The organism is Lipingzhangella halophila, from assembly GCF_014203805.1.
Lineage (GTDB): Bacteria > Actinomycetota > Actinomycetes > Streptosporangiales > Streptosporangiaceae > Lipingzhangella > Lipingzhangella halophila.
This window is the reverse complement of record NZ_JACHJT010000001.1, coordinates 5,856,573-5,878,762: the sequence shown is the minus strand read 5'-3', so window position 1 is coordinate 5,878,762 and position 22,190 is coordinate 5,856,573. Positions and strand designations below refer to the sequence as shown.

Annotated in this window: 26 protein-coding genes and 1 pseudogene; 19 read left to right on the top strand and 8 right to left on the bottom strand. The window is 72.3% G+C overall.

Features of this window, described 5'->3' with window-relative positions:
* The first annotated feature begins 43 nt into the window (after positions 1-43).
* Together F4561_RS26790 and F4561_RS26785 are read left to right on the top strand one after the other, a co-directional pair.
* Positions 44-1,072 (top strand): aldo/keto reductase, encoded by a 1,029-nt coding sequence (locus tag F4561_RS26790; protein ID WP_184582887.1) that lies wholly within the window; start codon positions 44-46, stop codon positions 1,070-1,072.
* A gap of 124 nt (positions 1,073-1,196) precedes the next feature.
* Positions 1,197-1,625 (top strand): DoxX family protein, encoded by a 429-nt coding sequence (locus F4561_RS26785; RefSeq protein ID WP_184582885.1) that lies wholly within the window; start codon positions 1,197-1,199, stop codon positions 1,623-1,625.
* 5 nt (positions 1,626-1,630) lie between these two features.
* Here the strand turns inward: F4561_RS26785 and F4561_RS26780 are convergent, their stop codons facing one another.
* On the bottom strand, positions 1,631-2,353 hold the full coding sequence (locus tag F4561_RS26780) for a CDP-alcohol phosphatidyltransferase family protein (protein WP_184582883.1): 723 nt from the start codon (positions 2,351-2,353) through the stop codon (positions 1,631-1,633).
* Positions 2,354-2,466: 113 nt separating this feature from the next.
* On the opposite strand from F4561_RS26780, the gene F4561_RS26775 reads away from it, so the two are divergent.
* The 11 genes and pseudogenes from F4561_RS26775 to F4561_RS32885 all read left to right on the top strand — a co-directional run bounded on the left by F4561_RS26775 (position 2,467) and on the right by F4561_RS32885 (position 12,121).
* Complete coding sequence (locus F4561_RS26775; RefSeq protein ID WP_184582881.1) at positions 2,467-3,483, top strand: zinc-dependent alcohol dehydrogenase; 1,017 nt, start codon at positions 2,467-2,469, stop codon at positions 3,481-3,483.
* Between the two features lie 4 nt (positions 3,484-3,487).
* Positions 3,488-3,886, top strand: a complete 399-nt coding sequence (locus F4561_RS26770; protein WP_184582879.1) for a 6-pyruvoyl trahydropterin synthase family protein — start codon at positions 3,488-3,490, stop codon at positions 3,884-3,886.
* Positions 3,883-4,998, top strand: coding sequence for a glycosyltransferase family 4 protein (locus F4561_RS26765; protein ID WP_312885558.1), 1,116 nt, complete (start codon positions 3,883-3,885; stop codon positions 4,996-4,998). Before F4561_RS26770 ends, F4561_RS26765 begins: the two co-directional genes overlap by 4 nt.
* A gap of 2 nt (positions 4,999-5,000) precedes the next feature.
* Positions 5,001-5,855, top strand: coding sequence for a class I SAM-dependent methyltransferase (locus F4561_RS32905; protein WP_184584223.1), 855 nt, complete (start codon positions 5,001-5,003; stop codon positions 5,853-5,855).
* Positions 5,852-6,841, top strand: a complete 990-nt coding sequence (locus F4561_RS32900) for a lysylphosphatidylglycerol synthase transmembrane domain-containing protein (protein ID WP_184582875.1) — start codon at positions 5,852-5,854, stop codon at positions 6,839-6,841. The genes F4561_RS32905 and F4561_RS32900 overlap by 4 nt, the downstream gene beginning before the upstream one ends.
* 265 nt (positions 6,842-7,106) lie before the next feature.
* The gene (locus F4561_RS26750; protein ID WP_184582873.1) at positions 7,107-8,990 is read left to right on the top strand and encodes a serine/threonine-protein kinase; all 1,884 of its coding nucleotides are present in this window, start codon (positions 7,107-7,109) and stop codon (positions 8,988-8,990) included.
* Between the two features lie 104 nt (positions 8,991-9,094).
* Positions 9,095-9,442 carry a hypothetical protein gene (locus tag F4561_RS26745; protein WP_184582871.1) on the top strand — a complete coding sequence of 116 codons (348 nt, stop codon included), beginning with the start codon at positions 9,095-9,097 and terminating at the stop codon, positions 9,440-9,442.
* A gap of 22 nt (positions 9,443-9,464) precedes the next feature.
* Complete coding sequence (locus F4561_RS26740; RefSeq protein ID WP_184582869.1) at positions 9,465-10,268, top strand: prolipoprotein diacylglyceryl transferase; 804 nt, start codon at positions 9,465-9,467, stop codon at positions 10,266-10,268.
* Between the two features lie 17 nt (positions 10,269-10,285).
* Positions 10,286-11,068: pseudogene (locus F4561_RS33835) on the top strand (radical SAM protein); the annotation flags it as partial.
* A 91-nt stretch (positions 11,069-11,159) separates the two neighbouring features.
* Positions 11,160-11,858, top strand: a complete 699-nt coding sequence (locus tag F4561_RS32890) for an MBL fold metallo-hydrolase (RefSeq protein ID WP_246438147.1) — start codon at positions 11,160-11,162, stop codon at positions 11,856-11,858.
* The gene (locus F4561_RS32885) at positions 11,855-12,121 is read left to right on the top strand and encodes a hypothetical protein (RefSeq protein WP_184582867.1); all 267 of its coding nucleotides are present in this window, start codon (positions 11,855-11,857) and stop codon (positions 12,119-12,121) included. The genes F4561_RS32890 and F4561_RS32885 overlap by 4 nt, the downstream gene beginning before the upstream one ends.
* 95 nt (positions 12,122-12,216) lie before the next feature.
* Here the strand turns inward: F4561_RS32885 and F4561_RS26725 are convergent, their stop codons facing one another.
* Positions 12,217-13,128: a DMT family transporter gene (locus F4561_RS26725; protein WP_184584220.1), complete on the bottom strand. Its 912-nt coding sequence runs from the start codon at positions 13,126-13,128 to the stop codon at positions 12,217-12,219.
* A 328-nt stretch (positions 13,129-13,456) separates the two neighbouring features.
* Here F4561_RS26725 and F4561_RS26720 point away from each other — a divergent pair, with 328 nt between their 5' ends.
* Positions 13,457-13,816, top strand: coding sequence for a helix-turn-helix domain-containing protein (locus F4561_RS26720; RefSeq protein ID WP_184582865.1), 360 nt, complete (start codon positions 13,457-13,459; stop codon positions 13,814-13,816).
* A gap of 190 nt (positions 13,817-14,006) precedes the next feature.
* Here F4561_RS26720 and F4561_RS26715 read toward each other — a convergent pair whose 3' ends face one another.
* Both F4561_RS26715 and F4561_RS26710 read right to left on the bottom strand, forming a co-directional pair.
* On the bottom strand, positions 14,007-14,618 hold the full coding sequence (locus F4561_RS26715; RefSeq protein WP_184582863.1) for an ATP-dependent Clp protease proteolytic subunit: 612 nt from the start codon (positions 14,616-14,618) through the stop codon (positions 14,007-14,009).
* Positions 14,615-15,283, bottom strand: a complete 669-nt coding sequence (locus F4561_RS26710) for a ClpP family protease (RefSeq protein WP_184582861.1) — start codon at positions 15,281-15,283, stop codon at positions 14,615-14,617. The genes F4561_RS26715 and F4561_RS26710 overlap by 4 nt, the downstream gene beginning before the upstream one ends.
* A gap of 230 nt (positions 15,284-15,513) precedes the next feature.
* Between F4561_RS26710 and F4561_RS26705 the strand changes: the two genes are divergently transcribed.
* On the top strand, positions 15,514-16,236 hold the full coding sequence (locus F4561_RS26705) for a DUF998 domain-containing protein (protein ID WP_184582859.1): 723 nt from the start codon (positions 15,514-15,516) through the stop codon (positions 16,234-16,236).
* A gap of 76 nt (positions 16,237-16,312) precedes the next feature.
* Here the strand turns inward: F4561_RS26705 and F4561_RS26700 are convergent, their stop codons facing one another.
* Positions 16,313-17,017, bottom strand: coding sequence for a class I SAM-dependent methyltransferase (locus tag F4561_RS26700; RefSeq protein WP_184582857.1), 705 nt, complete (start codon positions 17,015-17,017; stop codon positions 16,313-16,315).
* Between the two features lie 155 nt (positions 17,018-17,172).
* Between F4561_RS26700 and F4561_RS26695 the strand changes: the two genes are divergently transcribed.
* From F4561_RS26695 to F4561_RS26680, 4 genes are all read left to right on the top strand, one after another.
* Positions 17,173-17,979, top strand: a complete 807-nt coding sequence (locus F4561_RS26695) for an SDR family NAD(P)-dependent oxidoreductase (protein ID WP_184582855.1) — start codon at positions 17,173-17,175, stop codon at positions 17,977-17,979.
* 185 nt (positions 17,980-18,164) lie between these two features.
* Complete coding sequence (locus tag F4561_RS26690) at positions 18,165-18,371, top strand: DUF5957 family protein (RefSeq protein ID WP_221446327.1); 207 nt, start codon at positions 18,165-18,167, stop codon at positions 18,369-18,371.
* A gap of 267 nt (positions 18,372-18,638) precedes the next feature.
* Positions 18,639-19,589, top strand: a complete 951-nt coding sequence (locus tag F4561_RS26685) for a mechanosensitive ion channel family protein (RefSeq protein WP_312885557.1) — start codon at positions 18,639-18,641, stop codon at positions 19,587-19,589.
* 63 nt (positions 19,590-19,652) lie between these two features.
* Positions 19,653-20,018 (top strand): Imm51 family immunity protein, encoded by a 366-nt coding sequence (locus F4561_RS26680; RefSeq protein ID WP_184582844.1) that lies wholly within the window; start codon positions 19,653-19,655, stop codon positions 20,016-20,018.
* Positions 20,019-20,180: 162 nt separating this feature from the next.
* Here the strand turns inward: F4561_RS26680 and F4561_RS26675 are convergent, their stop codons facing one another.
* The 3 genes from F4561_RS26675 to F4561_RS26665 all read right to left on the bottom strand — a co-directional run bounded on the left by F4561_RS26675 (position 20,181) and on the right by F4561_RS26665 (position 22,113).
* The gene (locus F4561_RS26675) at positions 20,181-20,870 is read right to left on the bottom strand and encodes a spermidine synthase family protein (RefSeq protein ID WP_221445634.1); all 690 of its coding nucleotides are present in this window, start codon (positions 20,868-20,870) and stop codon (positions 20,181-20,183) included.
* A gap of 39 nt (positions 20,871-20,909) precedes the next feature.
* Positions 20,910-21,764 carry an ATP phosphoribosyltransferase gene (gene hisG, locus F4561_RS26670; protein ID WP_184582842.1) on the bottom strand — a complete coding sequence of 285 codons (855 nt, stop codon included), beginning with the start codon at positions 21,762-21,764 and terminating at the stop codon, positions 20,910-20,912.
* A gap of 85 nt (positions 21,765-21,849) precedes the next feature.
* Positions 21,850-22,113: a phosphoribosyl-ATP diphosphatase gene (locus tag F4561_RS26665; RefSeq protein WP_184582840.1), complete on the bottom strand. Its 264-nt coding sequence runs from the start codon at positions 22,111-22,113 to the stop codon at positions 21,850-21,852.
* Between the last annotated feature and the right edge of the window lie 77 nt (positions 22,114-22,190).

The following is a 22,190-nucleotide window of genomic DNA, read 5'->3' as shown; positions in this document are numbered from 1 at the left end:
GAGTGTGCCCCGCACCGAAGACAAGGAAAAGGACGAAAACGACATGGATCGCCATATTCTTGGTGGAACCGGAATCTCCGTCAGTGAGTACGCGCTCGGCACGATGATGCTCGGGGCCTGGGGCAACACGGATCACGAGGACTCGATCCGCATGGTGCGCACGGCACTGGACGCGGGGATCAACTTCGTGGACACCGCCGACATGTACTCCGACGGTGAGTCCGAGGAGATTGTCGGCAAGGCGCTCAAGGGGCGTCGCGACGACGTCGTCCTGGCCAGCAAGTTCCACAACCCGATGGGCCCGGACGCCAACCACCGGGGCAACTCGCGGCGCTGGATCGTCCGCGCGGTCGAGGACAGCCTCCGCCGCCTGGACACCGAGTGGATCGACCTGTATCAGATCCACCGGCCCGACCCGGACACCGACATCGACGAAACCCTGTCAGCGCTGTCGGACCTGGTGCGGTCCGGGAAGGTCCGGGCGATCGGGACGTCGGCCTTTCCCGCCGAGGAGATCGTGGAGGCGCAGTGGGTGGCGTCGGCGCGGGGGCACATCAAGCCGCGCAGTGAGCAGCCGCCGTACTCGCTCCTGGCGCGCGGCATCGAGAGGGACGTTCTCCCCACCGCGCAGCGGCACGGCATGGGCGTGCTGACGTGGAGTCCGCTCAGCGCCGGGTGGTTGTCCGGAAAGTATGGCGGATCCGACGGCGACGACCCCACCTCCGCGCACCGCAGTGCCATGCTGGCGCCGATGTTCGACCCGGAGCTGCCGGGCAACGCAGCGAAGATGGCCGCCGTGACGGAGCTGGGGAAGGTCGCGGCGGACGCCGGTGTGACGCTGCCCCAACTGGCGATGGCGTTCGTGCTCAGCCACCCCGCGGTGACGTCGGTGCTCATCGGACCGCGCACGCACGAGCAGCTGACGAGTCTGCTCGACGGCTCGGATGTGCGGCTTGACGACGCGGTGCTTGACCGGATCGACGAGATCGTGCCGCCCGGCACCGATGTCAGCCGCGACATCACCTTCTACACGCCCCCGTCGGTAGCCGACAAGCGGATTCGCCGCAGGTGACGTGTGCGCCGGGGCGGGATGGGCGCGGTCGGGGCCGGGTTCCCGTTGTTCGGGTATTACCCGTCCCGGCCGCGGCGGGTATATCCAGTACCTGAACCACCGTCGTCCGGTAGGGCAGGCAGCGATGAACCAGAACGAGGCAGCATCAGGGCAGCCGGCGGCGGGGCGCGGGTGGGTGTCGACCATCGCCCTTTGGGCGGCGCAGATCCTTCTGGCGGGGTACTTCATCGCGCTGGCGGCCATCCCCAAGCTCACCGGTAGTGAGGGCGCGCTTGAGATGTTCGCGGATATCGGGTTCGGCCAGTGGTTCCGCTACGTCACCGGGGTGGTCGAGCTGGCGGGCGCCATCGGCCTGCTCATCCCGCGGCTGGCGGGGCTCGCGGCGCTCGGGCTCATGTGCGTAATGGTGGGCGCCGCGCTGGCCAACCTGTTCCTCATCCCCGGCGCCGCGTCGTCAGCCGTGCTGAACGTGCTTCTCGGCCTGGCGTTCGCGGTGATCGCGTGGGCGCGCCGGGCCGAGATCAGGCAGCTCCTCGCCATGCTCGGGCGTTGACCCGGTCAGCCGGCCCTCTTCTCGCCGCGTCCGTGGCGCCACAGCCATCGGACGTCGCGGCCGAACGACCACCCGAGCGACACCAGCGCGATCCCCACCGCACCGGCCGCGACCGGGCGCGGGAGCATATCGGCGCTGGCCACTACGAGGACGATTCCCTGCAGGGCGGCCACGGTCTTGCGCGCGAAGCTCGGTGGCAACGGCGCACGCAGCCACGGGGCCGCCCAGCCCGCCGCGCCGAAGGCGTACCGTGCCGCACCGATCAGCAGCACCCATGGGCCGAGCGATTCGGCGACGCGCACACTCAGCACGAGGAGGAGGAAGGCGTCGACTTCCATGTCGAAGCGCGCGCCCAGCGCGGAGTCGGTCCCGGTGCGCCGCGCGACGTAGCCGTCGACGGCGTCGAGGGCCAGTGCCGCCGCGGCGAGCGCGACCAGGGCGGCGGTCGGCGCGCCGTCGCCGGCGCGGTCCGCGACCAGCGCCGCCACCCCACCGACCAGCGCGGAGCGGGCCAGGGTGACGCGGTTGGCCGGGCCCGGCGACCGTACCCCCGCCCGGCGCGCGGCGGTGCTGAAGAGGGCCCAGGCGACAACGGCGTGGGCGGTCCCGGCGAGCCATCCCGCGGGCCCCAGCCCCACCGTCTCCCACAGCAGGCCCAGCAGGATGAGCTGGGCGCCCGCCCCGAAACCCGGGTCCCGGACGGCCGCGCCCGCGCCGCGCCGATCCATGCCCAGCCCCCAATACACGCGCGCCGGCCGCGCTGCGCGGCATACTAGTATGGTGTGCCTCTTATGGTGCGCCTCTTGCGAAGAGTTCCCGAGCGTCGTTGCGGAGGAGACCGATGAGGCGCGAGGCCCGCGCTTTCTGGCTCCGGTCCCCCGGCGAAGGGGAGATCCGGCCGGTAGCCCTGCCACCCCCCGGCGCCGGCGACGTTGTTGTGCGTACTCTCTACTCCGCGGTGAGCCGCGGATCCGAGTCCCTGGTGTTCAGCGGCCGGGTGCCCGAGAGCCAGTACGGGGTGATGCGGGCCCCTTTCCAGGAGGGTGACTTCCCCGCTCCGGTCAAGTACGGCTACCTCAACGTCGGCGTGGTCGAGGAGGGCCCGCCGGAGGTCGCGGGCCGTACCGTCTTCTGCCTCTACCCGCACCAGACCCGTTACGTCGTGCCCGCCGGCGCGGTGACCCCTGTTCCCGACGCGGTACCGCCGGCGCGTGCGGTGCTGGCCGGAACCGTGGAGACCGCGGTGAACGCGTTGTGGGACGCGGCGCCGCTGGTCGGCGACCGGGTCGCTGTTGTCGGTGCGGGAATGGTGGGCTGCTGTGTCGCCCGGCTGCTCGCCGGGTTTCCCGGGGTCCGGGTGCAGTTGGTCGACACCGATCCGGCGCGTTCGAGCGTCGCCGCGGATCTCGGCGCGGCTTTCGCCACGCCCGAGGGGGCCGAGGGCGAGTGCGACCTTGTCGTGCACGCCAGTGCGACCGCGGACGGCCTGACGCGCTCACTGGAGTTGCTCGCGCCGGAGGGCACGGTCATCGAGCTGAGCTGGTACGGCGACCAGCGGGTCAGCGTGCCGCTCGGGGAGTCCTTCCATTCCCGCCGGCTGACCGTGCGCGGCAGCCAGGTGGGCTCGGTGCCGCCCCTCCGGCGCGCGCACCGCAGCCTCGCCGACCGGCTGTCGCTGGCGCTTGACCTCCTCGCCGACCCCGCGTTCGACGCGCTGGTCACCGGCGAGTACCCGTTCGAGGAGCTGCCCCGGCTGCTGCCGCGCGTCGCCGATGGCACGAGCCCGGCGCTGTGCCAGCGCATCGCGTACGGATCCGCCGCGAACGATGGCCCCGGCGCCGACGATTCTGGAGTGTGACCCGTTGTTCAGCGTCACCACCCGCGACCACCTCATGGTGGCCCACAGCTTCCGCGGCGACGTCTTCGGTCCGGCACAGCGGCTGCACGGTGCGACGTTCGTCGTTGACGCGTCGTTTAGCCGCCCGGAGCTCGACACCGACAACATTGTTGTCGACATCGGGTTGGCCGGGCAGGCGCTCGCGGCGGTGGTGGGCGAGCTCAACTACCGCAACCTGGACGACGAACCCGCCTTCGCCGGGACCAACACGTCCACGGAGTTCCTGGCCAAGGTCATCGCCGACCGGCTCGCGGACCGGGTGGCCGCGGGCGGCCTCGGGGAGGGCGCGCGCGGGCTGGCCGGGATCACGGTCACGCTGCACGAGTCGCACGTCGCGTGGGCGAGCTACGAACGCGCGCTGTGACCACGGCCGGCACCGTGCCCCCACGAGAGGTGCACGCGATTCTGCCCGGCGACGTCGCCGACCCGGCCGTGCCCAGTGGCGGCAACACCTACGACCGCCGGGTGTGCCGGGACCTGGCGGCGGAGGGCTGGCTGGTGCGCGAGGTCGCGGTGGCGGGCGCGTGGCCGCGGCCGGACGACCGGGCCCGCGCGGCCCTGAGCCGGGCGCTGGCCGCGCTGCCCAGCGGCGCCGTCGTACTGCTCGACGGTCTTGTCGCGTGCGGTGTCCCCGATGTCGTCGTGCCGCAGGCGCGCCGGCTGCGCCTGGTAGTCCTGGTGCACCTGCCGCTCGCCGCGGAGACCGCGCTGCCGCCCGCCGTTGCTGCGGACCTGGACGCCCGGGAGAGGGAGACCCTGCGGGCCGCGCGTGCGGTTGTGCCGACCAGTGCGTGGGCCGCGTCCCATATGACCGGTGGGCACGGGATCGACCCCGGCCGCGTGCACCCGGTACCGCCGGGCGTCGACCCCGCGCCGCTCGCCGCCGGCACCGACGGCGCGTCCAGGCTGCTCTGTGTCGCCGCGGTCACCCGGACCAAGGGGCACGACCTGCTCGTGGACGCCCTGGCGGCCCTCACCGACCTGCCGTGGAGCTGCGAGTGCGCCGGGTCGCTGCGTCGCGCCCCCGGTTTTGTCGCTGAGCTCCGGCGGCGGATCGACCGGCTCGGGCTCGCCGGCCGGGTGCGCCTCACCGGCCCTCAGACGGCGGAGCGGTTGTCCGCTTTGTACGCCGCCTCCGACCTCGTGGTTCTGGCCTCCCGCGTTGAGACCTACGGCATGGTGGTGACCGAGGCGCTGGCGCGCGGGATTCCGGTCCTGGCGACGGCGGTCGGGGGTGTTCCACAGGCATTGGGTACCGCTCCGGACGGAAGCGTTCCGGGTAGCCTGGTACCTCCGGAGTCACCCGCTCTGGCGGGTGCCTTGCGGCGTTGGCTTGAGGACGACGACCTGCGGCGCCGGCTCAGAAGCGCGGCGCGTGGCCGTCGCGGCGGCCTCGGCGGATGGGAGCGGACGTCACGGAGCCTGGACACGGTGCTGGAGAAGGTCCGGCGGGAGGAGCCGCGGAGCACCGCTTGACCATGGCACTCGCGTCCCGCTGCCCCCCGGAATGGCTCGAGCTGCGCGAGAGCGCCGACGCCGCCGCCCGCGCGGGCGAACTGCTGGGCCCGTTGGACCGGTACCTCGCGTCCCGGCCGGCGGCCGGGGGGCCGCTGGTCATCCGCGACCTGGGGTGCGGCACCGGCGCCATGGGGCGCTGGCTCGCCGGGCGGCTTCCCGGGCCGCAGCACTGGGTGCTGCACGACCGCGACTCCGTGCTGCTGGACCGGGCCCGGGCGGGTGTGCGCGGTCCGGCCGCCGACGGCGGCGCCGTCACGGTGGAGACGCGCGAAACCGACATCACCCGGTTGCGGGCGCCCGATCTCGCCGGGACGGCGCTGCTGACCGCCTCGGCGTTACTGGACCTGCTCACCCTGGACGAGGTCGACCGGCTCGCCGCGGCGTGTGCCGGGGCCGACTGTCCCGCGCTGCTGACCCTGTCCGTCGAGGGACGGGTGGAGCTGGCCCCAGTCCACCCCCTCGACGCGGAGATCGCCGCCGCTTTCAACGCCCACCAGCGCCGGACCACCGGCGGCCGCCGGCTGCTGGGCCCGGACTCGGCCACCGCGGCGACCGAGGCCTTCGAACGCCGCGGCGTGCGGGTGTGGAGCGGAGCCAGCCCCTGGCGGCTCGGGGCGGGCCAGGCGGCGCTGGCCGCGGAGTGGCTGCGTGGCTGGGTCGCCGCCGCGGTCGAGCAGCGGCCGGCCCTGGCGCGGCCCGCCGAGGGATACCTGCGGCGCCGGCTCGACGCGTGCGCGGCCGGTGCGCTGCGCGTCGTCGTGTGGCACCGCGACCTGCTCGCTCTCCCGTGGCCGTCTGGCGGTGGCGAACGGTGACCCGGCGCGTCTGGCCCTGGTTGCGCGCGCTCGCCGGAGCCGCCATCCTCGCTGTGCTTATGTGGCGGCTCGGCACCGACGCGTTCGTCGAAGGGGTGCGGCTGGTCACCGTCGAGTCGGCGCTCGCCGCGCTCGGTCTCGGCTTGCTGACCACCGTGCTCAGTGCCGGGCGGTGGCGCCTCGTCGCGTGCCGCCTGGGCCTGCGGCTGCCCATGGCGACGGCCGTCGCGGACTACTACCGTTCGCTGTTCCTGAACGTCGTGCTCCCGGCGGGCGTGCTCGGTGACGCGCATCGCGCCGTTTCCCACGGCCAGCGTTCGGGTGACCTCGGCCGCGGTGTCCGCGCCGTGGTCCTGGAGCGGGTCGGCGGACAGGCGGTGCTCGCCGTCGCCGGAGTGCTGGTACTGCTGGCGAGCCCGTCCCTGTCACCCGTGGCGGGGGCCTACCTCGCCCCGGGGGCCGGGGTCGCGGGCGTGGCCCTGCTCGGCTGCGCGGCCGTGGCCGGGATCGTCGCGTGGGCGCGGTGGGGTACCGGGTCACGGGTGCACCGCGCCCTCGCGACCGCCCTGACCGACGCCCGCCGCGGCCTGCTGGCCCGCGACACCTGGCCGGGCGTGCTGGTCCTGTCGGCAGGGGCCGCGGCGGGGCACGTCGCCCTGTTCCTCGTTGCCGCACGCACCGCGGGCTCATCGGCGCCGGTCGCCGAACTGGCGCCGTTGATGGTGCTCGCGCTGCTGGTGATGACCCTGCCGGTGAGCGTCGGCGGGTGGGGGCCGCGCGAGGCGTTCCTCGCTCTGGCGTTCGGCGCCGCGGGGCTGGGCGCCACGCAGGGCCTCACGGTCGCCGTGGTGTGCGGCGTGCTCACCTTCGTCTCGTGCCTGCCCGGCGCCGGAGTGCTCCTGTGCCGTGCTACCGGGCCGCGTTCCGCCCCCTCCGGCGCCGGGGAAGGATTCCCGAACGAGGCGAGGTCCGAGAGCGTGCGGTGAGCCGCCGGTGGCTCTGGGTCGAGTAGTAGGAGCGTAACCGTGTCCAACCGAGGGTTCCAGACCTGAGCCCCCGCCCTCGTTGAGCAGATCCGCGGCCGCGCGGGCCGGACGATCGCCCATCGCGAGGCCCGTTTCCCCGCCCCGGGAAGACGGAGCGCGCGCCGGGCCGGCGACCCTGTTGTGACCGGGTCCGGCCACGGGATCGGCGTGCGCTTCCGCGGCTGTTCAGGGAAGCTCGGGGTGATCCTGGTGGAGGGAGGGACGGATGCCAGCGGATCCGGCACCGGGGGAACCGGCGCCGCTTCCCGCCGAGCTGAGCCCGCTGGCCGAGCACGACCCCGCGCGAATCGGGCCGTTCCAGGTCGTGGGGCGGCTCGGGCAGGGCGGTATGGGCGCGGTCTACGGTGTCCTGGACGACGCGGACCGTTGTATCGCGGCCAAGGTCATCCTGCCCGAGTACGCGCGCGACCCGGAGTTCCGCCGCCGTTTCGCGGCCGAGGCCGACCTGGTGCGCCGCGTACGCGCCACCTGCACCGCCGGCTACATCGCGGCGGACACCGAAGCCGAGGCCCCGTGGCTGGCGACCGAGTTCGTTCCCGGCCGGACCCTGCGCGAGCACATCCGCCAGATCGGGCCGCTGGCGGGTGACCGGCTCGCGGCGTTCGCCGCGGGTTCGGCCGAGGCGCTCGCCGCCATCCACGGCGCGGGTGTGGTCCACCGCGACCTCAAGCCGGGCAACATCATCCTCTCCCCTGACGGGCCGAAAGTGCTCGACTTCGGTATCGCCCGGTCAGACGACGCCACGGGCGAGGACCCGGCCAGTGACATGGCCACCCTGGGCTGGGCTGCGCCGGAGCGCATGAGCGGAGCTCGCGCCACGGCCGCGGGCGACGTGTTCGCCTGGGGGGCGATGGTCGCGTACGCCGCGGCGGGCGCCCACCCGTTCGGTGCCGGCGGGCCGCGCGACCTGCAGCGGCGGGTGGTGCGCGAGGAGCCCGACCTTGATGACCTGGACGGCCGGCTGCTCCACCTGGTGCGGCGTGCGCTGGCCAAGGCCCCGGAGGAGCGGCCGACAGCGGCGGAGGCGGTCGACACGCTGCTGGATATGAGCGGGGTGACCGAGGCCGACCGCCGGGACGTCCCACTGCCGCGGTTGTTGCGCGTACTGCTCGACGCGACGTGGACCGGTATCGATGCCGCTGGGCACAGCCCGGTGCTGTGGAGAGCCGCCACCGGGGGCGCGGGCGCAATGGCGGCCGGGTCCGCAGTGGCGGCCGGTGTCGGCGCGGGACTCACCCCGTCCGGAGCGGCCGGCGGTGCCGCCGCGTCCGGTGGAGCGGCGGCCTCCGGTCTCGCCGCGGGAGCCGGGGCCGGTGGCGGCGCCGCCACGGCCACGACCGGCCTGGCGGTGAAGGTGACCGGGGCGCTGCTGGCAGTGGCCACGGTCACGGTGGGCGGCTACGCGGCGGGGCGGGCCGTCAACGGTCCCGAGCCCGGGACCGAGGCGACCTCCTCTCCCTCGCCCTCCGCGTCGCCTTCGCCGGAGGGCCAGGAGGTCGAGTTCCGCTCAATGACCATCCGCGTCCCCGAGGAGTGGGAGGTGGTCGACGAGGATGACGGTGGAGGCTCCGAACTGAGCATGGGCCCCGGAACGGTCCATCTCGACACCGGCAACCCCGACTGCGACGGCCTCGACGACGCGGAGCTGGAGGCCGCCAACAGCCCGTGCGGCGTGATTGTCCTCTACGGTCCCGAGCGCATCGACTACGACTACGACCCCGAGTCCTACGAGGCCGGAGACCAGCCTTGGGGCCCGGTCAGCGGGCTGGATGAGACCAGACCGGCGGAGAACCGCACCGACGTCGTGTCGTGCCTGCCCGCCATGGAGTACCTGGAGAACGCCGCGCCCAACCCCACCAGCGGGGTGCAGGACGAGGACCTGGCGCCTGTTGGGGACCGGGACGCCTACTACCGGGAGTGGGCCTTTGGGTGCATCCCGTTCTCGTACGGCCCGCCGGGGGTGGAGCGGCCGGATACCGCGGTGTACGTGCAGCGCAACTGGTATCTACCGGAGTCGGAGATCTTCATTCTGGACGAGTGGGGCACCCCGGAGCTCGCGGAGATCCTGGCACAGGCCGACTTCTCCTGATCGCGGCCGGCTTCGGCCTCGCGTGGGTGGTGGGGCGGGGACATCGTTAGGGTTGGGGCGCACCGCTGCCGCGACGATGCCCGGTTGGGGCGGGACAGGGACTTATGAACGACGAGAATCCGCCTCCCGGCGCACCACCGCCGCCGAGCCCGGGGAACACCTCCTATGGCCGGGTTGTGGCAGGGGCGGTCGGCGGTGTCTTCCTGTTCGTCCTCATCAACGCCGTGGTGGAGGTGGGGCCTCTGAGGGTCGGCAGGCCCGCGGTGCTGCAGGTGGCAATGCCCCTCCTGCTGCTCGCTGCGGCGTTCGGCGGGGGCGGCTACCTGGTGAAGACGAGTGCGAGCGATTCCGGCCGCAAGGGGCTGGGGCTGGGTCTGATGATCGGCTGGGCGCTCGTCAGCATCCTCTCGGCCGGGTGGTGCACCGGACTCAACCCCGCCTACTACGGATGACCGGTCACGACAGGGAGCGCGGATGGTTCCGGAGCTGAACGTGCTCGGGCTCGCGATTCCCACGCACGGGTTCTTCGTGGGGCTCGGGGTCCTGGTGGCGGCGGTGGTGTTCACCGCCGAAACCCGGCGGCGCGGCATGGTGCGCTACGAGAACCTGGTCGCGGTAACCGGTGCCCTGGTCGGCGGGGCGATCGGCATGCGCCTCTCGGGCTGGGCCGCCCAGGTGGACCTGTCCGGCCTGCCGTCGCTCGCCGCCGCGTGGGAGTTCGGTTCGCGGAGCATCCTCGGCGGGCTCCTCGGCGCCTACATCGGGGTCCTGGTCGCCAAGTGGCTCATCGGCTACACCGAGCGCACGGGGGACCTGTTCGCCCCGGCGGTGGCGCTGGGCATGGCCGTCGGCCGCGTCGGCTGCCTGCTGACCGAGGCACCCGGCCGCCCCACGGACCTGCCGTGGGGCATCACCGCCCCGGTCACCACACCGGCGTGTCCCGGCTGCGTGGCCGGGGAGGCGATGCACCCCTCGTTCGTCTACGAGATCGCCTTCCAGCTCCTCGCCTTCCTCGTGCTGCTGTGGCTGCGCGACCGGCTCTCGGCGCCCGGTGAGCTGTTCACGCTGTACGTCGCCGGGTACGCGGTGTTCCGCTTCGCTGTCGAGTTCACCCGCGCCAACGAGACCGTGTGGCTCGACCTGACCCGGCCGCAGTGGTTCCTGGTTCCGGCGCTGCTGCTGCTCTCCGTCCGGCTCGCCTACAACTGGCGCAGGGGCCGTTACGACAGCCCGCGGCCGGAACCGCGAGCAGCGCGCCTCACCTCGACGAGCAACTGAGCAAAAGGGGGCAGCCAATGGCCGCTGGCATGGGCCTGCGCGGGGATCGGATCCTGCGCTATGTGAACGCGTTCTGCCCGGAGTGCCACCACGCCGAGCCGGACCGCGCCCTGACCGAGGTCTCCCGGTTGTCCGGCTGGCTGGCCGAACGCGGCGGCCGGGTGTGGTTGGAACGGGGCTGCGCCACGCACGGCCTGGTGCGCACGCTCTACGACGAGAGCGCGCAGATCCTGGAGTACCTGGAGCAGTGGACCGCGCCCACCAAGGAGCACGTACCGGACGCGGCCGGCAACTTCGCCCCGGTCCCGGGCGCGTACCTCGAGGGGCTCCCCGAGATGCAGACCCAGCACACCTGCATCCTGCTGGAGGACATCGCCGATGTGTGCAACCTGCGCTGCCCGACGTGCTTCGCCGACTCCTCTCCCGACCTGACCGGAGTGGTGCCCATGGCCGACGTCCTGGCCAGCGTGGACCAGCGCCTGGAGCGGGAGAACGGCCGGATCGACGTCCTCATGCTCAGCGGTGGCGAGCCGACCCTGCACCCGCGCTTCAACGACCTCCTCGCCGAGCTGGTGGCGCGACCGATCACGCGCATCCTGGTCAACACCAACGGGGTGCTGGTGGCGCGCGACGACGCACTGCTGGCGGAACTCGCCCGGCACCGGGAACGCGTCGAGGTCTACCTGCAGTTCGACGGCGTGAGCGCCGAGGCCTCCCGCCACCACCGCGGTGGCGACCTGCGGCGGTTCAAGGAACGGGCCATCGCCCGGCTCTCGGAGCAGGAGATCTTCACGACCCTCGTCATGACCGCCGCCCAGGGCGTCAACGACGGCGAGCTGGGCGACGTGATCCAACTGGCGCTGGACAACCCCGTTCGTCGGAGGGGTGTCCGTGCAGCCGCAGTTCGGCTCGGGCCGGTCGGCGCCCATCGACCCGATGGACCGGCTCACGCACACCGGGGTTCTCGCCCGGCTGGAGTCGCAGACGGGCGGGCTGGTCACCTGGCGGGACGTCACGGCGCTGCCCTGCTCGCACCCGCACTGCTGCTCGGTGGGCTACCTCATCCGGGACGACGACGCCGAGTGGCGCTCGCTGGTCGAGCTGATCGGCCACGAGCAGCTCAAGGAACACCTGGGTCTGGTGTCCAACCAGATCGCGTCGGTGGAGCTTTCCCAGCAGATGCGTACCGCTGTCCGCGAGTCGCTGCTGGGCCTGTTGTCGGAGCAGACGTCGCTGTCGCACCCGCAGATCGGGGACCTGTGGCGCAACGTCTGCGAGAACTGCGACCTGGGGTTGGGCACCCTGCTCACCCTCGCGTCCGGCGCCCTTCCCGGCCGCCGCCAGAAGCTCCGGCGGTTGCTCGGTTCGCGGGTCGTGCGGCTCACGGTGAAACCCTTCATGGACATCTCGACGATGATCGAGGAACGCCTGCTGCAGTGCTGCGTGCACGTGGGAACCCGCGGAGAGGGAAACGCCGACCAGTGCGCCCCCTTCTGCGCCGTCCAAGCGTGGTCCGCCCTGGGGCGGCAGCGGCTCTCGGCGGTCGCGAGCACCAACCATCGCGTGCTGCCACTGGCGGACGTGCGGTGAGCGGCGCGGCGCCGCGCTCCACCGAGCCGTACGACCCCCTGCGGTTGTGCGTCTACGCCACGGTCGCGCTGATCGCCTGGCTTCTCGGGCCCTGGGCCGTCCTGGGGTTCGCGGTCCTGGGGATCGCCGGCTACGCGCGGGCCCGGCGGGCCGGCCTCGCCCGAAGCAAGTGCCTACTCCGGGACACCCGGCTGGTCCTGGCGTACCTGGCGCTCATCGCCGCGGGTGCCGTGGCGGGGATCGTGCTGCCCTTCACCACCTGACGCACCGCCGGCGGTTTTCCGGCGGTGTGTGCTGCTGCGGCCCGGTATGCGCCACAACGGAGGGCGGGACAGGTCCCGGGTTCCTCCCGTTGCCGTCAGGTGCGGATCCCGTGGCACTCCAGTCCGTCGTCGCCGGCCGGGCTCTTCTCTCGCGCGCGAGCGCTGTCCGGAACCGTCAGCAGCGTGATCCCGTACGCGCCCGCGACCGCGCACGCCGCGGCGATCCCGAGGCCCACCCACCCGCCCGAGTACGACTCGCCCATGAACGCGACCCCGACGATGGCGGCCGCGACCGGGTTCGCGAGGGTCGTGATACCCAGTGGTGCCCCCAACTCCATGCCCTGGTACGCGGCCTGGGCGAGCAGCAGCCCGGCGATGGCGATGACGGCGGTGCCAACGGCGGCCGGGTGCAGCGCGACAGCGGCACCCTCCGTGCCGGCGGCGGTGATGGTGGTCTTGGCGGTGGCGGAGGAGTTCCCGAACGCGACGCCCGCGGCGGCCGCGAGGAGGTGGCTGCGCCACGCGGCGGAACGGAGCCGACCCGCCGTCCACGCCGCGACCAGCAGCAGGGCCAGAGTTCCGGACACGACGAGCAGGGCGTCGGCGCGCCCGAGCGCGTGCCCGGATCCGCCGGTGACGGCCACCGACAGCAGCACGCCCAGCGCGGCGACGGTGAGGGCGGCGCCGCGCCATTCGCGCGGCGTCACACGCCGCCCGCTGACCCGGGCCGACCAGGGCAGTCCGAAGATCAGCACCAGCACGTTCAGCGGCTGAATCACGGTAAGAGGGGCGAAGCCCAGCGCGCCTACCTGGAACCCGGCCCGTCCGGCGTTGAGCGCCGCCGAGACCCACCACAGGGGACGCCCGAGCAGCTCGGCGAGCGCTCCCCTGCCGGTCAGCGGGGTGGTGACCACCGTCGCCAGCCATCGCTGGGTCACGGCCGCGGCTGTGTAGCAGGCACACGACAGCACGCCGAGCGCGATCCCGAGCCAGATCCCGTACGTCATCCGGTCAGCTTTCCGCATCCCGGACCACTGTGTCGTCCCCCGAGGAGCGGCCCTGTGGCTACGACGGTCAGCGTAGGCGTTCGTGCGGTCCTGCCGCGGCCACAAGGCGATGGGCGCAACCGCCGCAGGTCGGGCCCGGTCCCCCGGTCAGAGCGGGCCAGCCGCCAGTGTGCCCGGGACCGGGCCTCCGGGCCGGTAGCCGCGTCCCGCGGGCGCGTTACGCCGATCGCGGAACCGCCGTACACCAGCGCCCGGTGGATAGCGGATGCGGGCGGACGCGGCCTAGTGTGGGCGGCATCTGACACGGCCGACTGCTACGGAGCCTCCCATGAGCGAACGCGCCCTGCACGCCGTCCCGGATCCCGAGCCCGCGGATGAGCCGCTGATGCGCGAACTCATCGGGCACCAGCTGCGGCGGGCCAGGATCGAGCAGGGGCGTACCCTCCGCGAGGTCGCCGAGACCGCCCAGGTGTCGCTGCCCTACCTCTCCGAGATCGAGCGGGGCCGCAAGGAGCCCTCCTCCGAGATGCTCGTCGCGGTGTACCGCGCCTTGGGGTTGCGGCTGGTCGACCTGGTCGGTGCGGTGCACACCGAGCTCGGCACCGAGACCGCGGTCGCGCCGCGGACCGCCGCTCCCACGCGTCCGGCGCCCGGTTCCGCGCCGCGGGCCATGCTGCTGGCCGCCTGAGTCCCGCCACCCGCGGGGTTGGTTGCGGCAATGGGGCGAAGTGAACACGGCAAGCGAGCCGGCTTGCCGCCGAGCGCACGGAGCACCGTCGCTCAGCGGCAAGCCGGCACCTCCCCGCCGCGCTCGGAGGCGCCCCATCGCCGCACCTTTCATGGGTGCGAGCGGGAGCTGCGCGAGCACCCGCGCACCCTCACGCCGCGCGTGCGGGAAGCTCCCGGGTGGAGATCACGTCATCCACCAGGCCGTACTCCTTCGCCTGCTGCGCCGTGAGGATCGTGCTCCGGTCGGTGTCGTCGCGCAGTCGCTCGACGCTCTGCCCTGTGTGCCGGGCCAGGATCTCCTCGATCTGGGACCGGATCCGCAGCACCTCGGCGGCCTCGATCTCCAGGTCCGCGGCCTCCCCCTGGGCTTGGGACGAGGGCTGGTGCAGCAGGACCCGGGAGTGCTCCAGCGCCATGCGCTTCCCCGGTGTTCCCGCCGCGAGCAGCACGGCGGCCGCCGAGGCCGCCTGCCCCATGCAGACGGTCGCCACGTCGGAGCGGACGAACCGCAGGGTGTCGTAGATCGCCGTCAGCGCCGTGGTGGAGCCACCCGGCGAGTTGATGTACAGCTGGATGTCGCGCTCGTTGTTCTCGTAGTCCAGGTGCAGCATCTGGGCCATGACCACGTTGGCGACACCCTCGTCGATCTGGGTGCCCAGGAAGATGATGCGCTCGGACAGCAGCCGGCTGAACACGTCGGAGGACCGTTCGCCGGTGCTGGTGCGCTCGACGACCACCGGCACCGTGTACTGCCCGCTCATTGCTGCCCCTCCTTGGCCGAAGCCGCCGCATGTGCCGCGCTGAACCCGAACCGGCGCGCGGTCTCGCCGCCCAGCTCGGCCACGCTCTGAACCACGCGGTCAACGAAGCCGTACTCGCGGGCCTCCTGCGCGGTGAACCAGCGGTCCCGGCGCTGGTCCTGGGTGATCGTCTCGATCGACTGGCCGGTGTGCTCGGCGATGATCCGCTGCGTGGTGGCCTTGATGTGGGCCAGGTTCTCGGCCTGGACCGCGATGTCGGCCGCGGTCCCGGCCAGCCCCCCGGAGGGCTGGTGCATCATGATCCGCGCGTTCGGCAGGCTGAAGCGCTTACCGCTCGCGCCCGTGCACAGCAGGAACTGGCCCATGCTGTACGCGGACCCCATGACCAGCGTGGCGACGTCGTTGGGGATGAAGCGCGTCGTGTCGTAGATGGCGAGCCCCGCCGAGATGGAGCCGCCCGGGCTGTTGATGCACAGCGTGATGTCGCGCTTGGCGTCGTCCTCCGCGAGCAGCAGGAGCTGCGCGCAGATGCGGTTGGCGGCCGCGTCGTCGACCTCGGAGCCGAGCACAACCGTTCGGCTGTGTAGTAAGCGGGACGCGATCTGGTCGTCGAACGGCACGGAAGCGACCTCCGCTGCCGCGAGCCGTGGTGCGGTTGATAGCACGTTTCCTCCTCGTGCCGGCCTCCGGTGCTCGGGCGCTCGCCCGCTGGGGCCGGTTCGCTGAGATAAGCGTGCGTCCGCGGCCGGGGCGGAATCGAGCGTTTCTGCCGGCCGGAGATCTGCTGAGGGCAGAGCGTGGCCGCCGCGGGTTCTGCGGCGCGCGGGTGCGTGCGTCGCCGCTTCCTCGGATGGGCGGGATTGGCCCGGAAGTCGCCGGTGGGTAAAGTCCCCGCATGAGCCGTGTCCCGCTGGCAACCACGACACTGCTGCGCTGCGGGATGGTCGCCGGCCCCCTCTTCGTGGCGGTCTTTACCGTTGCGGGCGCGGTGCGCCCCGACTACGACCCATTGCGCCACCCGGTGAGCTCGCTGTCCCTTACCGGGGCCGGCTGGGTGCAGATCGCCAATTTCGTCGGCAGCGGGCTACTCATGATCGCCTTCGGCGCGGGGGTGTGGCGCGTGCTGCGCTCCGCCGGGAGGCCGGGGATCAAGCCGTGGCTGGTCGGCGGCTACGGGGTGGGGCTGGTCGGCGCCGGCGTTTTTGTCACCGACCCGCTCAGCGGCTACCCGCCGGGAGCCCCGCAGGAGATCGTCTACACCTGGTCCGGAATCCTCCACGACGCCTTCTCGGCGCTGGTGTTCCTCATCGGGCTGCCGCTCGCCTGCCTGGCGTTCACCGGGTGGTTCTGGCGGCGCCGCGAGCTCGGATGGGCCGGGTACTCGCTGCTGACGGCCGTTGCCTTCGTTGCCGCGTTCGTGCTCGCGAGCCTGGGGTTCGAGCAGGACCCCGGTCTTGTGGCGGTCGCCGGGTTCTACCAGCGCGCGGCCCTTGTGGTGAGCAGCGCCTGGTTCACCCTGCTGGCCGTGCGGCTGCACGGCCAGCGCGTGCCGGGAGTCGGGGACGCCGGACCGGCAGCGGCCCGCCCCCGTGGCCGGCCGGGCCCGCAACGGCCGTGACGTGCCCGGAGCGGTACCGCCCCGCGGGGCGGTACCAACGGTGGCGGTGCGGCCGGATGGACGAGTCCCGCCCGCCTCATTCCTCGATCGGTTTGCGCAGGTGGTGGATCCATGCCGGCGGAATGTTCGGCAGGACCCGCTCGCTGCCGATTCCGTAGCGGTTCACCCACTCCTCGACGACCCAGCTCGACCGTGCCTGCTGCAGGAAGGCGTCGCGCGGTGCGACGACCGCCTTGACCTGCTTGGTGTAGAGGTAGCCGAAGAACGACAGGCGGCCGCCGGGACGCAGCACCGTGAAGTAGTACTCGAAGATCTCCCGGACCTCCTCGGCCGTGAAGTTGGCGAAGGGGAGTCCCGAGATGATGAGGTCGTAGCGCCGGTCCGTCCCCAGGTCGGTGACGAGCGCCTGGTGCACGGTGAGCTGGTCGGCCACCCGGGAAAGCGCGGGGTCGGTCGTGGTGAGATCGCGGAGGTAGTCCGCGAACTCCGCGTTGGACTCCACGAGGTCCGCGGTGTCGCCCTCGCGCATCTGCGCGGCGATGGCCCGGGACACCGGGCCGGTTCCGGCGCCGGCCTCCAGGATGGACAGCCCGGTGCCGGTGTCCTCTCGCTCGGCGAGGAACCGGGTCAACGCGTTCGACAACGCGGGGCCGCTCGGGGCGACGGCCCCGGTCGCCCGGAAGGTGTGGAACGCCTGCCGCAGGAACAGGCCGACGTCGCGCAGCCGGTATTCGGTATCGAGAAAATCGGAGCTTGTGGAAGGGGTTTCTGTCGCAGCCATACCTGAACGCTAGCCCTTGTCCCCTGGTTTTGGGGCCGCGGGGCGTACGTGTCGGGGCGCCGATTCATGGGGACCGGATCGGCCTGGGCGAATGTACCGGGCGCACGGCGCAGCCGTTACCGGGATCGGCCGCCTCGCGGATAGTATTCGGCGCTATGACTGGCTCGCGACACCCCAAAACAGCTCTCGTTACCGGCGCGTCCAGCGGGATCGGAGCGGAGTTCGCCCGAGCATTGGCGGAACGAGGCTACTCCCTGGTCCTTGTCGCGCGGCGCGCCGAGCTCATGGACAAGCTCGGGGCCGAGTTGGAGACACGGTTCGGGGTGACCGTGCGGCCGTTGCCCGCCGACATCGGGGGACCGTCGGGACTGGCGAAGGTCGAGGAACGGTTGCGCGCCGACGGCTCGGGCGCGGATGCCCCGATCGACCTGCTGGTCAACAACGCTGGACGGGGCGGGGGCGGCAGTTTTGCCGAGCAGGAGAGCGACGAGATCACCGCGATGCTCGACCTCAACGTCCGCGCCGTCGTGAATCTCGCTCGCGCCGTCCTGCCGGCGCAGGTGGCCCGGCGCGCGGCGGGTGAGCACCGCCCGATGGGCGTGATCAACGTCTCGTCGCTGGCTGGCGAGTTGCCGGTGAACCCCGGTGGAGCGATGTACGCGGGAACGAAGGCGTTCGTCACCCGCTGGAGCGAGAGCGTGGCCGAGGATGTCGCCCAGCACGGGCTGCACGTCACAGCGGTCCTCGCCGGGTTCGCCCGCACCGAGATGACGCGCGATGCGCAGGACAGCCTGCCCGACATCGCCTTCGTGCCCACCGAGCGCATCGCCCGCGAGTCGCTGCGCGCGTGGGCGGCCGGCGACACCACCGTGGTACCGGACATGCGGTACAAGGCCGCCCGGAACCTGGTCCGGGCGATTCCGCGCTCGGCGTTCAGGGCGCTGGTGCGCAGGAGGAAATGACCTCCGCGCCGCCGGAGCGCCGACCGCGGTGGTGTCCTGCGGGCTCATCCCGGGCGACGTCCGGGGCCCGATGTCCCCCGGGGGATGTAGCCGGGGTGTCATCGCAGGGGGGACGTGTGGGTCCGGGACGTGTCCCTAGCGTCGCGAGTGTCTGGTTGATCTCTCGTTTCGCGAAGGACGTGACCATGCGCATTTTCCTCGGCGCCCTGGCCGGATTGTTCGGCGGGTATCTCGTCGGGTTCGTCGCCTCGATGGTGGCGCATATCGGCCTGGGGAGCTTCCTGGACGACTCGTCGCCGGTGCTTGTCGCCTTCGGGCTGCTGCCGTATCCCGCCGCGCTTGTCGGAGCCGTGCTGGTTCCGGTCATCGTCGCCAAGCGGCGCCCGGAGTAGTCGCGCACGCACCAGGCCGGAAACGCGCGCTCCCCGGGGCGGGGCGTCCGGCGGCCCTCCGGCCGGACGGCCGGAGGACTGGGGCGTGCCTCGCGCGGTTGCCCAAGAAATGTCCATTACCTGGTGAAATACGCGTGCGGTGTGGCACTCTGGCCTGCGGCAACGGACCGGCTCCGGTTGCCTTGGGTTCGCCTTCCCCTGTGATCGCCCGCGACCGGTGAGCGGGCGCGTGGCGAGCCGAATCAGTTGGCGACGAAGGGAACACCAGTGTCCACGTTCAGCGAGTCCATCCCCCTACTGGTCGGGAGAGCAGCCGTAGCCGCCGAGGCCGGGCCGATGGTCGACTGGGCCCGCGAGAACAGTGGAGCCTTCATCTCCGGGGCGATCAGCGTTGTCCTCATCCTGATTCTGGCGGTGGTCGCCCGCGCCCTGCTGGGGCGCGTGATCACGCACGTCATCACGCGCATGGTCAACTCGCAGGCGCGGATCGCCGACGGGGTGCGCAACGCCGTCAACAAGTCCGCCGCCCCGGTCGGGGCGCGCCAGCAGGCGCGTGCCGACACCATCAGCTCGGTGCTGCGGAGCCTGGCGTCGTTCGTCATCTTCGGTGTCGCCTTCGTCATGATCCTGGGCGAGTTCGGGATCAACCTCGGCCCGATCCTGGCCAGCGCCGGTGTCCTCGGCCTGGCGATCGGCTTCGGGGCCCAGGGGCTGGTGCAGGACTTCCTCTCCGGGATCTTCATGATGGCCGAGGACCAGTACGGCGTGGGTGACGTCGTCGACGTCGGCGAGGCCGTGGGCACGGTCGAGGAAGTGGGCCTGCGCATCACCAAGATCCGGGACCTCGACGGCGGCCTCTGGTACGTCCGCAACGGGGAGATCGCGCGGGTGTGCAACATGAACCAGGACTGGGCCAACGCGGTGGTCGAGCTGCCGTTGGCGCACACCGTCGACGTCGAGCACGCCGAGCGGGCCATCGAGCGGAGCGTCACGGAGTTCGCCGGCTCCGCCGAGTATGACGGCCAGCTGCTGGAGACGCCGACCGTCGCCGGGGTCGTGGGCATCGCGAACGGCGCGGTGACGGTGCGCATCATCGCCAAGACCCGCCCGGGAGAGCAGTGGGCGGTCGGCCGCTCCCTGCGGTCCCACCTGAAGCGGAGCCTGGACCAGGAGGGCATCGACGTCGCCTACCCGGTGCCGCGGATCGCCCAGACCTGACCCCGCCGGAGAGGCTGGCCCCAGCCCGCGCGGTCCGCATCGCGGCTGCGCTAGCATCGCCGGATGATCGACGACTCCGACACGTTCGCCCCCTTCGGCCTTTACGAGGACGACGATGATCCGGGCCGTTTCTGCCTGATGATGCCCGACCTCGACATGGAGAAGGTCGAGGACATCTTCCGGGCGGAAGGTGTGATCGGCAACGGGCACGGCTGGGGTGCGGTTGCCGAGTCGGCCGCGCGCAGGCGGCTGCCGGAGATCGCCGGGGCGCTGGAGTCCGACCCGGAATCCGGAACGTTCGTCGTGGACAGCCTCGACCTCGGCGCCCTGCGGCGGCTCGCCGAGCTGCCGCAGCGGGCCTACCACGACCGCGAGCTGCTAACCACCCTTGTCCGAGAGGCCGATCCCGCCCCCGACCTGCTCTACTAGCGGCGCTTCGTGGTCCCCTGGCCACAGCCGCCTACACCGATGAAGGAGACGGCGAAGCCACGCACTGACCCCCGCGGCATGCGCGCGTCGAACCACGCCGCGCGGTCGGCCACGGGCGCGTTCGGCGCGCGCAGCCACCCGCGCTCGGTGGGCCGGGGCCGGTCAGGGCCGCGCCAGGTAGATGATGTCGGGCTCGCCGCGGCGGGCGGGGACCTCGACGGTGCGCACCTCTGCGCACTGCTCTTCCAGGAGTGCGGCGAAGTCCGGTGCGCGCATCGCGCTCCAGACGGCGATGACCCCGCCCGGCGTGAGGAGCCGGCGCAGCCGCTCCAGGGACGCGGGCCGGTACAACAGGGCGTTTCCCTCGTTGACCGTCCAGTCCGGCCCGTTGTCGATGTCCAGGCAGATGGCGTCGAACCGCTCCGCACCGCCGGCCACGGTGAGCCAGTGCAGCAGGTCGGACCGGGTCAGCTCGCAACGGGGGTCGTCCGGCAGGTGCCCGGCGACCGCGCCGAGCGGACCGCTGTGCCACGCGATGACCTCGGGCTCCAGCTCGATCACCCGCACGTGGCCCACCCGGTCGTCGTCCAGGGCGGTACGCGCGGTGAACCCCACGCCGAGACCGCCGATGAGCACCCGGACCCCGGTGCGGCCGGCGGGCAGCGCCGCCAGCGAGGCCCGCACCAGCTCCCGCTCGGACGCACCGTCCCGGGTGTCCATCAGGAAGACGCCGTTGCTGATGATCTCGAAGTGCCCGCCGGCCCGGCGCAGCACCAGCTCACCCGCGACCGCCCCGGGGCCGCGCGCGATGATCTCGGGCTCGTGTGCGCCGTCCGGGGGTGGGCAGGACAACAGACCTCCCGCGGGTGTGGGGCGCGTGGCCGCCCCCCGCTATAGGCGGCACGCGTAGATGTCGGTGACGAGGATGGCCCGGGCGCCGATCTCCCACAGGTCGTCCATGATCCGTTGGGCGGCGCGCCGCGGCACCATGGCCCGCACGGCCACCCACCCCTCGCGGTGCAGCGGGGAGACAGTGGGGCCCTCCATGCCCGGGGTGAGTCCGACGGCCTCGTCCAGCTTCTCGGCGCGGACGTCGTAGTCCATCATCACGTAGTCGCGGGCGAGCAGGACCCCGCGTATCCGGCGCAGCATCTGCTCGATTTGCGGGTCGTCGACGGCGTTCTTCTGCCGGATCACGACGGCCTCGGACTCCAGGATCGGGTCGCCGAACAGCTCCAACCCGGCGTTGCGCAGGGTGGTCCCGGTGGAGACGACGTCGGCGACGGCATCGGCCACGCCGAGCCGGATCGAGCTCTCGACGGCGCCGTCGAGGTGGATGACGCGGGCGTCCACCCCGCGCTGCGCCAGGTAGGTGTCCAGCAGCCCGGCGAAGGACGTGGCGACGCGTTTGCCGTTCAGGTCCTCCAGCTTCATGTTCGCGCCGTCGCGTGCCGCGAACCGGAACGTGGAGCCGCCGAAGCCGAGCGCCATGACCTCGTCAACGGGGGCACCGGAGTCGAGCAGCATGTCGCGGCCGGTGATCCCGACCTGCAGGGTGCCCTCTCCGACGTAGACGGCGATGTCCTTGGGGCGGAGGAAGAAGAACTCGGCGTCGTTGTCCGGGTCGACCAACACGAGGTCGCGGTTGTCCTTGCGCTGGCGGAAGCCGGCCTCGCGGAGCATCTCGCTGGCGGGCTCGGCGAGCTGGCCCTTGTTCGGCACGGCGATACGAAGCTGATCTGGCATCGGAGACAGTCCCCTACTTCATCGACTCTGGCGTTGGCTTGGACGTCGACGGCGGCCGGTCACCCGCGCGGGGCACGGGACCGACCTAGAGATGCTTGTAGACGTCCTCCGCGCGCAGGCCGCGGGCCAGCATCAGGACCTGGAGGTGGTAGAGGAGCTGCGAGATCTCTTCGGCGGCGCGGTCGTCCGATTCGTGCTCGGCGGCCATCCAGACCTCGGCGGCCTCCTCGACGACCTTCTTGCCGATGCTGTGCACACCGGCGTCGAGGGCCTCGACCGTTCCCGACCCCTCGGGGCGGAGGCGGGCCTTCTCGGACAGCTCGGCGAACAGCTCTTCGAAGGTCTTCATCGTCACTTTCCTACAGGCGGCGTGCACTACCAGGGTAGGCGCCCCCTGCTGCTGTTCGTGACCGGACTCCGGGATTG